General features: G+C 58.4%; 4 protein-coding genes and 4 pseudogenes. 2 read left to right on the top strand and 6 right to left on the bottom strand.

The window, feature by feature from the left end:
* The 3 genes and pseudogenes from gspD to AB3X89_RS37825 all read right to left on the bottom strand — a co-directional run.
* A partial coding sequence (gene gspD / locus AB3X89_RS37835; RefSeq protein ID WP_368587756.1) for a type II secretion system secretin GspD occupies nt 1–2,127 on the bottom strand: 2,127 nt, incomplete at its 3' end.
* 382 nt (nt 2,128–2,509) lie between these two features.
* Nucleotides 2,510–3,181: pseudogene (locus tag AB3X89_RS37830) on the bottom strand (DDE-type integrase/transposase/recombinase); the annotation flags it as partial.
* Nucleotides 3,182–3,239: 58 nt separating this feature from the next.
* Nucleotides 3,240–5,168: a protease pro-enzyme activation domain-containing protein gene (locus AB3X89_RS37825; RefSeq protein ID WP_368587755.1), complete on the bottom strand. Its 1,929-nt coding sequence runs from the start codon at nt 5,166–5,168 to the stop codon at nt 3,240–3,242.
* A 971-nt stretch (nt 5,169–6,139) separates the two neighbouring features.
* Between AB3X89_RS37825 and AB3X89_RS37820 the strand changes: the two are divergent.
* Nucleotides 6,140–6,247: pseudogene (locus AB3X89_RS37820) on the top strand (IS6 family transposase); the annotation flags it as partial.
* A gap of 105 nt (nt 6,248–6,352) precedes the next feature.
* On the opposite strand, the gene AB3X89_RS37815 reads toward AB3X89_RS37820, so the two are convergent.
* The 3 genes and pseudogenes from AB3X89_RS37815 to AB3X89_RS37805 form a co-directional block, all read right to left on the bottom strand.
* On the bottom strand, nt 6,353–6,784 hold the full coding sequence (locus AB3X89_RS37815; protein ID WP_368587754.1) for a DUF3757 domain-containing protein: 432 nt from the start codon (nt 6,782–6,784) through the stop codon (nt 6,353–6,355).
* A 191-nt stretch (nt 6,785–6,975) separates the two neighbouring features.
* A pseudogene (locus tag AB3X89_RS37810) lies at nt 6,976–7,929 on the bottom strand (IS5 family transposase).
* 343 nt (nt 7,930–8,272) lie between these two features.
* Nucleotides 8,273–8,722: a DUF3757 domain-containing protein gene (locus AB3X89_RS37805; protein ID WP_368587753.1), complete on the bottom strand. Its 450-nt coding sequence runs from the start codon at nt 8,720–8,722 to the stop codon at nt 8,273–8,275.
* Nucleotides 8,723–9,829: 1,107 nt separating this feature from the next.
* On the opposite strand from AB3X89_RS37805, the pseudogene istA reads away from it, so the two are divergent.
* A pseudogene (istA, locus tag AB3X89_RS37800) lies at nt 9,830–10,575 on the top strand (IS21 family transposase); the annotation flags it as partial.

The raw sequence follows: 10,575 nt of genomic DNA, 5'->3' as shown, positions 1-10,575 counted from the left end.
CGGCATCGGCGGCACGACCGGATCGTCGCGATCCCTCATGATGTTGTTGTCCTGACGGTACGCGCCCTGCACACCCTGGATGTAGTCGTAGCGGTTCGCCGTGACGGCCTGCGTGGTGTCGCGGTCGCTCAGGATCACCGGGCGCAGGAACACCATCAGGTTAGTCTTGCCGCGCGTCTTCTGCTCGGAGCGGAACAGCTGGCCCAGCCACGGAATGTCGCCAAGCAGCGGCACCTTGCTGTTGCTGACCTGGTATTTGTCCTGCATCAGGCCGCCGAGCACGATGATCTCGCCGTTATCGCATAGCACGGTCGAGTCAATCGAACGTTTCTTGTAGTCCGGCCCCGCCGGATTCGTCGACGCGTTGTTGGTGCCGTCTAGGATTGACGAAACTTCGGTATGGAGCTGCAGCTTCAGGATGCCACCGTCGGTGATCTGCGGCTTCACCTGCAGCGTCAGACCGATGTCGATGCGATTGATCGTGTTGAACGCCGTGCTCGTAGTGCCGCTCGTCAGGTTCGAGAAGGAACCAGTCTGGACCGGCACGTTGGTACCGACGATTATGTCCGCTTCTTCGTTGTCGAGCGTGATGAGGTTCGGCGTGGACAGCACGTTCGCGTCGGCGGTCTGCGACAGCGCTTGCAGCAGCGCGCCGAGACCCTGCGCGCCGAAAATGTTGTGAAGCCAGCCGATGTTCAGACCTTGCTGGACAGGCGCTGCGTTCGAGGCGGGAGCCGTGGCGAGACCCTTTCCGGCGCCAGCGGCCGCGGCCGGCGTCAGGTTGATGATGCTGTTGCCCGTGCCCGCCGCGAGGTTAGTACCGGCAAACAGGTTGCCGTTCGCGACCTGCCACTGAATGCCGAGATTGCCGCTCGTATCCGAGTTGAGCTCGACGATCAGTGCCTCGATATACACCTGCGCGCGACGCGCATCGAGCTGGTCGATCACCGCGCGCAAGTTGCGGTACGTCGGCTCGGGCGCGGTAATGATCAGCGAGTTGGTCGCGGGATCGCCGGTGATCATGCCGCCGCCCTGGTCCTCGCTCTTTTCCTTGTCGCCGCCGAGAAAGCCGCCGGTATTACTGCTCGAGCCCGAAGCGCCGCCGCCCATCGGCGAGTTCATCGAGCCGCCGCCGAGGCCGCCCGACGGCAGCGGCGGCGTGCCCGGCACGATCGCCGAATTGCTGGCGTTCAGACCACCGCCACCGCTGCTGCTGTTCTGGTTGAACGAGTTCGCCTCGTTCGAGCCGCCCGACGAGCCTTCGCCGCCCTTGCCAAGCATGCTGCGCAACGTGCGCGCGAGTTTCGTCGCGTCGGCGTTGCGCAGCGGCACGACGTGGATGTTGCCCGGCATCGTGGTCGGCGTGTCGAGCTGCTTCGCGAGTTCCCTGGCCGCCGCGAGGTGCGCGTTGTTCGACGCGCGCATCAGCAGCGAATTGGTGCGCGGATCGGACGAGATCGACACCTTGAGCGTCGCGTCCGTGCTGCCGATCGAGCCCGGATCGAGCATCTTGTTCATCTGCTGCTCGATGTCGATCGCGTTCGCGTTCTTCAGCGGCACGACTGCGACCGCCTGGCCGGCCGCGCTATCGACACCCGCGATGATCTGGGCGATGCGCCGCACGTTGTCGGCGTAGTCGGTGACGACGATCGTGTTGTTGGCGGGGTAGGCCGCGACCGTGTTGTTCGGGGAGATCAGCGGACGGAGCACCGGCAGCAGGTTATTAGCCGATTCGTTCCTGAGCGTGAAGACCTGCGTGACGACCTGGTCGCCGCGCGCGGTCGGCGCCTTGCCGACGTGGGTCGGCACGCCTTGCAGCTTGGCGTCGGCCTCGGGCACCACTTTCAGCACGCCATGATCCTGCACGAGTGCGAAGCCCTGCATGCGAAGCGCCGATTGCAACGTCTTCAGCGCTTGATCCTCAGGCACTGCGTTTTCCGATACTAGGTTCAACTGACCTGTGACGCGTGGGTCGACAATGATCGTCTTGCCGGTGGCCGCGCCGATCGCCTTCGCGACCTGGTCGATATCGGCGTTCACGAAGTTGAGTGTCACCTGTGCGTGTGCGGTCGTCCCCGTGATCAGTCCAGCCAGCAGCAATGCGGTTAAGACGCGAGATAAAGCCATACGATTTGTTATCCGAAATGTTTTTGATTCTGGTTAGAATTCAATGTGGGTGCGAAGAAACGGCAGGTTTGCCCTTGCATAATTTTGATGGAAGGACGGCCAGAAAACAGCGAAGCGCACCTTTCGGGCGCTCCCGGATCAGGGAGAATTGGGCATTGCCAATGACGGCTGCAGAGTCAAACCTTCAACTGGCTGCCGTCGGCCGGATTGAGCGCGCCGACCTTGCTATCGTGGTGGCATGGCGCGTGACCTACCTGATGCGCAAATGCCAAAGCTGATGGAATTTGGTTGCCGCCGTGTTGTTCGACCCGAATGAAGTCCGTCGCGCGTATCTGCTCGTAGAAGAGAAAGTTCCGGCCACAATGGCCACCCGCAAACGAACTCTGATTTGCCCTTTTCGGATCATGTGCATGTTGTGGAGACCGGAGCGGATGATGCGCACGCACCGGAAATACTCGATCGAATCATCAGTGCGACGATGCGCCTGATGGCGCGATGGTCCTTCCTGCTCGATGATTTTGTCAGGTCCCTGTTCTGACGGACATTGATCGGTGTGGGCCGCCCGGCGTTGAGCACTTTGAGCGCACCCAGATCGACTGCCGCCTCTGTTAACGGCAGCCGTTTCGGGCGCACCTTTCCGTGCAATCGCATTCTCGAAGCAACGTCGAACGGCGACCCTGTAGCGATGGGCACGCAACAGGAAATCGACCGTGTTAGCAGCCTTACCGATGACGAAGAGCAGGCACATCCATTGTGCCCTTGACCTTCACATAGGTTTCGTCCATGCGCCGGCTCCCGCCCATCGAGTGTTTGCATTCGCGAAACTCTTTTTTGAAGCAACCGTACGAGCTTGCATCCAGTGGTGCACGCGTGAGGATCGACCTGAATACTCCGTTCGTCCATCATTTCAAATCCAGATTACGTAAACTCAGCTGGTACGCAACGCACCAGCGCGCACATCAGAATCACGTCCAACGCATAACGCGGCCGCTTTAAACACCTTGCCAATACCGGCGGACTGCCTCGTGCGCGGTGTCTTCGTGTTTGGCGTCATGCAGGTCACACATTGGGATTCGAAAGACTTTGCTCGACCCCGCTGACGCGACGGAACCTTACTGCGCGCGCCAACTTGGGATTGCCGCGCTGATCTTCGCGAAGTCCAAGCTGCCGAAGCCCGTGGCCATGTCCCAGCCTGACGTCGCAGTGAAGCCGTAGCCATGGTAGCCGTTGTTGCCTGCTGTCACGTCGTGGTGCAGCGCCGTATTGCCCGGGAGATTCTCATAGAACGCCGGCGTTGGCAGGCTGAGGCTGTTGTTCGTGGCCGATTCGAGCCGCGCCCAGCCGCCCACGAGGATCGGTGACGCGAGGCTCGTGCCGCCGCTTGGCGACTTCATCTTCTGCCCGTTGAAGATGATGTAGGCGCCAGTCGATCGCGCAGCATCGAACGCTACGTCCGGCAGGACACGCTTCGTCACCGAACTGCCGAGCGCCGCGGTTTGCCAACTGGGCGCGGCTTCGTACACGCTCTTGCCCCCTCCCGTCGCCCAGATGCGCACCGCGTTGTCGACCCGCTTCGCAGTTCCGTCTAAGTCCGCGTACGCGGCGCCGTCATTCCATACGGTTTCGCCGGCCCACGTCATGGTGCGGGTCGTGGAGAGCATCGTGCCGCCCACTGCGACGACATACAGCGAACTCGCGGGATACTGCACGCTGTATTTGGACAGATCGTTTATCGTGGTGATCGAGGCGCCGTCGGACGTGCCGATGTACCCTTGGTTTCCGTGCGGCGAATACGATCCAACATAGACGCCCGCATCGCCTGAAGCGACTGAGAAGGTCTGTCCTTGCGCAACAGCCTGCTTGAACACGGCATCGGCGGCGGCGAGCGCGCCGGTTTTATAGGACGTATATTCGTCGTTCCCGAGGGACACATTGATGATGGTCGCCTTATCATCAGTCACCGCTTTGTTGTAAGCAGCGTTCACCGTTGTGTCGGTGGCACGGTCGGTGCCGGGACCGCTCATGGCCGGATAGAAGATTAGCTCCTTGACGCCTCCGGATGTGCCGATGATGACTTGGCTGTCGAGAGCAAACTCGATATCGGCGTCGGGGACCGGGATGCCCGATCCATCCTCGACGACCGCCGTGTTGACCTTCGGCAGGTGTGCGTTTTGCGTGAAGGTGTTCAGGTCGGCAATGGTCTGAGTCATGTCGCCCCAGGCGATGATGCCCACCGTCGTGTTGGTCGCGGCGGGCAGACTGCTCGCGTCATAGATCTTCGCGAAATCGGTTGGCTCGTGGCCAACCAGCTTCGACGCGTCTGTCGTGTTCTTCTCAATGGAGTCCGGTTCGATGACCGCTTCCGGCGCGAAGCGTTGGAGCATGCTGTGCGGCACGACCGCATTCTGCAGGCCGAGTACCGAATCAACGCTCGAGGCGAGCGATGACGGGACACGGGCTGACAAATCGTTCCCATAGGCCGGCTTGCCTTTATAGTTGAAGCGCTTGATGCTCGTCTGGAAGGCGCTTTGCACGTTGTTTGCGTTGCCGTCGGCGGAGATTAGCATGTTGTTCTCCGACACGGAGACGTTGAGGAAGCCGTTCGCCTTCAGATGAGCGATTACGGCCGTGACCTGAGCGTCGGTCGGCGAGAAACGCGCCTTGAACTCGGCCGGCGTGAGGTACCTGTGGTAACTGGGGCTACCCGGCTGATTGAGGTCGCGAAGGAACCTGTCGAGCGTTTCCTCGTTGCGGTGCCTCAGGGCCATGGCAATGTGCAGCGGCTGACTCAGTTCGAGCGGCGTCACATTCGTATCGGTCAGCGCCGGATTGCCGAGGCTGTTCAGCGAGTAGCTCTGCGGGGCATAAGTTCCGGCCGGCGCCGGCGCGTTCGACAGGAGGAACGCTTGGGTGCGGGTCGAGACCCAGTCGGTCTCCGCTCGGGCGGACAGCGGGATCATCGTGACCGCTACGCCAAGGGAAAGGGCCGCCAATTCAAAGGCTCTTGGGAATTTGCGATTGCCTAAATGAATTGTTTGCATTGTGACCTACGAAAATTCAACGAAGCTGGCGCGCGGCCTAGACACGTGGCCCCTCGTCAGGCAATGCGCAAGGGCTTGACTGCGGCGTGGACAGACGGCGGTTGCGGGACGATGTTGCCGTCAACGCTTAACTCGACCGCGATCTCTTTAAGAGATCGCGGCGACGTCTGTAACGTTGCATGGAGTATGGAATCCCAAATTTGGACGACATTCGGGGTATTGCGTTAATGCTTACGAGCTTTGCCATGATTCCTCAAAGTGAATTTGCCGCAAAATATGCGCGGCCCCGGAAGAGATCGCTGAGCCTTGGTACGATATATCTCCGTATAAGAGTCCGTCACTATGGTGTTGATCCCACCGGTCGCGAGCAAATAAGCCGGATACCTGCCGGACGCTTCTAATGTGGGCGGATCATTTCCAAGTGCGACGCGCATGCGATTGTCGCCGGAGCTTCTGCTACGACGCAAGCAAATCGGATTCAATAAAACTGATATCGCGGTTTATGATGGGATTGCAGGGTTTGCTAGTGCTTGCGCATGGGTATGCCGATCCCCTCATAGCGAGGTACGCATCGCCGACTACCAGTATGCCCCGGACCGAGCTCCGCGACCGATCGAGAGCGGAGAGGCGAAACAATCGTTATCGAGGTCCAGGGGGCTGGTGACACCGCGCGCGTGATGAGTCGCGCTGGATGCGGGCAACCAGTCCTCGACATGGTTCAATCATGACAGATAGGTGAGGTTGTATCGAGACCTTCGTTTGGTCAGTGAAAAGGTGCGCAACCGTTTTGTTCGGTGCACGCCCATATGAACTCCATGCTCCTCGAGACTTTTCTGCAAGCGCTCAAGACGCAAGGCATTCTTGAGTACGCTGATGCGCCGTGGGAACCTTGGCTTCTAAGCGCTGCCCGCACCGGAGGTCGAATATCTGGCGAACAGGCAAGGCGTCTACGCCGTAGGAACTCGGTGTGAAATTATTCGACGGCGAAAGCGGAAGTGCCGGAACTCGCTGGCGTAAAGCATGTATTCGTCAAAGAGTCGGCAGAAGTGAACAACCGCACTAAAAACAGTCATCTGCCCCCCCCGCCGGCGCGGGCGCCAGGTTTCCGCGATTCACGCGTCGAAGTCTCTGCAATCTGCCAACAGGCCTCACTCGGAAGCCTTCCTTCAGATTCCACAGATTGTTCACGGCCGTCGGATAACATCGAAGCTACAATCCAACGCGGACTGCGCAGTGCATTCATAGTAGCTAGGACCGTAAGGATCATGTTTCTGACGCCACGTGCTTACGTCCACCGATAAGTCCGGTTCTGGACGCCTCGGCAAGAATTCTAAATCTGCGTAGTCGCCGTCACCAAGCTCGTATGAGCAGCTCACTGCCGCTCGCGATCCACTATCCATCGCTGGATGGAATTTGGCAGAGCTAAATATAGTGATGCCACCGTCATCGTCCAGCCCAATGCCCAACCATGTACCCTCACCATCGCTAGTCATTGCCATGTACGTGTCCCCGTTTTTTTCGATTGCGGTGACACTCGGGCAGCTTTCGGCCGTGTCAGCCAACACATGACACGATGCGCCAAGCGCGAGCGTAAAAACAAAAATACCTTTCTTCATCGGTTAAATACTTTATATTGCACAACGGTCTGCTAATCTAAGGAAGGTCTGCACAACTCGTTTTCAGAGAGTTGGCCGTTTGCCACTTGCGTCGTATCAGCCATGAGAGTCTGCTGGCAGGTTGGTCGTCTAGCTTTTGAAGCGTGACGACCACTGTTTGCCGAGATTCGCGGCCTGAATCTGCGAGCGTTTCAAGGGTTCCACAAAGCCTTGCGTGCCATCCACAGGTTGCCCAGAGCAAATAGTGTCGTGATCTGGGCGGTGTTCTTCATCAACCCTCGGTACCGGCTCTTTGTATAGCCAAACTGCTGTTTGAGGACGCGGAACGGATGTTCAACCTTGGCGCGGATGCCGGCCTTCAGGCGTTCAATCTGATCGAATATCGCGTCCAGCCGATCGGTTAGGTCCAGTTGTCTGCGCCTGCCTGGTCGCATCGCGACATGCCAGCGAACCGCGCTTACCTGGCAGCGCTTTGCGATACCCTGATATCCGGCGTCAGCGTACACATCCATTTCCTGGTCGTGCAACAGCGCTTCGGCCGCATTGAGGTCATGAACGTTGGCGGCTGTGCCGATGACCGTGTGGACCAGGCCCGACTCTGCGTCCACGCCGACGTGCGCTTTCATCCCGAAGTATCATTGATTTCCCTTCTTCGTCTGGTGCATTTCCGGGTCCCGTGTACCAGAGCCGTTCTTCGTCGAAGTGGGTTCGGAAATCAAGGTAGCGTCGACCGCCGACCCCACCTTCAGCATCAAGCCTTTCTCGCTCAGGATCTCATTGACCAGCGTGAGCATCTGCGCAGCCAGGCCGTGCGTTTCGAGAGGGTGACGGAACCGGAGAATCGTGCTCTCGTCCGGCAAACGCGTCATACCCTCGTCCAGCCCAGCAAATTCACGATACAGCGGCACGTGATAAAGCGCCTCTTCCATCACCGGGTCTGACAGACCAAACCACTGCTGCATGAAGTGGATCTGCACCATCGTCGCAATAGGAAACGGCGGCCTTCCAGTCTTACCCCTTGGATGGTGCGGTTCGATCAACGCAATCGACCTCGACCATGGGACAACGCGCCTCATCTCATCGAGAAGTTTCCGCTTGCGCGTGCGTTTCGTTGAAAGATCCAGACCAAGACCAGGCTGCGTCATCGAGGTACCCCTTAAACCTGCATTCTCCCAGGATAGTCCACCGAGACGTCAACGCCAGGACTTTTGCAGACCTTCCCTAAATATTTCTAACGATATTGTCACGTTGCTGAATGAGTTGGATGAATCTGGATCGCAAACAACTCGCATCCCGATTCGCTGCGTGGCGGGAATTCGCCGACATGGCTCAAAATCCGTTGACTGTCTTGTTAGCGATTGACTCTTCGGCGCAGTCCACGCTACTGCCGACAAGTTGACAGTGCTGCGAGATACGCTAGACGTCACGGCTTCTGCGATTGCACCAACACGTCTTCCACTGGAAGCTCCTCAAGCTTTCACCGATTGCTCAAGACGGTCGAACGACAACGAACCTGCAACGCCAAGCGGCCGGATCAGTGCACTCGTAGTAGTCAGGGTTGTACGGGCCATTTTTTCTGCGCCATTGATTCAGATCGCGCAAATCCAAAGCCGGTAGCGGGGACCTAGGTATGTACTGTAGATTCACATAGCCCCCCCTGGAAAGTTCGTAGGAGCACTTGACTAACGCTGATTGACCGGTGCCAGCATTATCAAGCTGCGCTGGATAAAACGTGGCCGAGGAAAATTCCTTGATACTACCTTCGTCCGGCCCTTTCACAATACCTAGCCATATACCCTCGTTATCGCTGGCTGTTGCGGTGTACACACTCCCTGCCATCTTGATCTCGCCGCGCATCGGGCAGCCTTCGAACGTTGCAGCAGACACGTGATAAGATGCGCCGAGCGCAAGCGTAAGAACGAAAAGGCTCTTCTTCATTGCCTCGAATCCTCTATGTTGTAGGGGGGCATCCATAAATCACTTATGCATGAAATAATGAATTTTATAATAGATCTTGATGTGAAAGTGATTGCGTGTAAGGGATAGTCAATTGCCACTTTCGATGATCTGAAATTCTTCGCGAATAAAATTTAGCACTCGGGTTTATACCGCAATAGCGGCGACCACATCAAATAAAGACTATTTATGCCGGAGGCAATATTTTTGATGGTCATGTCAAAGCCCTGTCTATAGCGTTGGAGGTCGCGAGCGAACGCCATCTGAATTGATCCATTTGACTAGTCACAAGACGTCGCAGCGCGCCAATCATGTCAATGCCAGGCTGTTCTGGCCTTGTAGCGCCCATTTTTAGCCTAGCCCAGTTCCGGTGCCCGGATCTAATCACGCATCAGTGCCGCGTACCACACGAGCGTCGTAGGAGCGACTGCGTCGAGGAGAAGCGCGTGTGTCTGCTGTGGCATCTTTACCTGATCCGGAATTACTTTGGTGGAGTGACGGGTGCTTCGCACTCGCGCGTGGGTTAATGCGCGTGGCCATCGGCTCGACGCTCTGCGCGACAGGGGCAACACTGACCCCCGAACAGTAACCCGTTATGGCGGCGTGACAATCGGCGTGCTATGGCTCTGGCGCAGACGATTCCAATGCGCGTCAAGTTCGTCGATGTCTTCCCTCATCGCAAGCGCCTGAAGCTTGTCTATCCAATTCTGCCAGTATCAGCTCGTCGCAAATGGATTAAGTGACACAGTAGGACTAGTATCGTTCGGACCATGAGGTGCTTCGATCTCGGAGGCCGGCATGGTGAAATGCGTACTCGTTTCGCTCTTCAGTCTGTTGAAGAAGCCTTCTGCGAGCGGGTGGCCCTGGTATTCGTAGTGTTCGGAATTTGCTCTAAGTCTAGGTCGAGCAAAAGTGCTGCTGGATCTGGGAAGCATGATGGAAAGTCCTGCGTACGATCCTAATATCGCGACCAGCGCATCTGTAGTTCGCCTCCTCCGGGGTAGGTTGGTGCCAGGTTCAGCGCGGTCATGAACACGCACGGAGATTTGTGGAAAGCAGGCCTTTGATGGGTAAGCTGAGGTGTCGGCCTATCTCCTTGAGCGTGTGGCCGCTGCACGACCGCACTGGATTCCGGCAACGGTCCTGCTGCGGGAGTTGCAGGAAGCCGGCTATGAAGGCGGTATCAGCCAGCTCAAGACGTTCCTGGCACCGTACAAGCGTGCTGAGCCCGAGCCGGTGGTGCGGTTCGAGACGCCGCCGGGCAAGCAGATGCAAGCCGACTTCACGGTCATCCGTCGCGGCCGCGCGCCGCTGCTGGCGCTGGTCGCGACGCTCGGATACAGCCGTGCGAGCTTCGTGCGCTTCACCGCCGGGGAGGACGCTGCGACGTTGTGCGAGTGCCTGCGCGAAGCGTTCGTCTACTTCGGCGGCACGCCCGAGCAGGTGCTATTTGATAACGCGAAGTCGGTGATTATCGAGCGAGATGCGTTCGGCGACGGCGAGCATCGATGGAACACCCAACTGCTTTCTCTGGCCGAAACCTACGGCTTCACGCCCAAGGTCTGCCAACCCTATCGGGCCAAGACCAAGGGGAAGTGGAACGCTTCAACCGTTACCTGAAGGAGAGCTTCGTGGTGCCGCTCGCGGCCACGCTCAAGCAATCGGGGCTAAAGCTGGACGTCGAAGCCGCCAATGCGCGTATCGGCCGGTGGCTCGCAGAAGTCGCCAACGTGCGCGTGCACGCCACCACGCGCGAGCGTCCGGCTGCGATGCTGGCACTTGAGCAGGTAGCGCTGCTGCCGTTGCCTGCGCCAGCATCGATGCCGAAGCCTGCG

Origin of the sequence: Paraburkholderia sp. BR14320 (assembly GCF_040948665.1) — a bacterium.
GTDB lineage: Bacteria > Pseudomonadota > Gammaproteobacteria > Burkholderiales > Burkholderiaceae > Paraburkholderia > Paraburkholderia youngii.
Note: the sequence above shows the minus strand (reverse complement) of the source record. Positions and strands in the feature narration are given on the sequence as shown.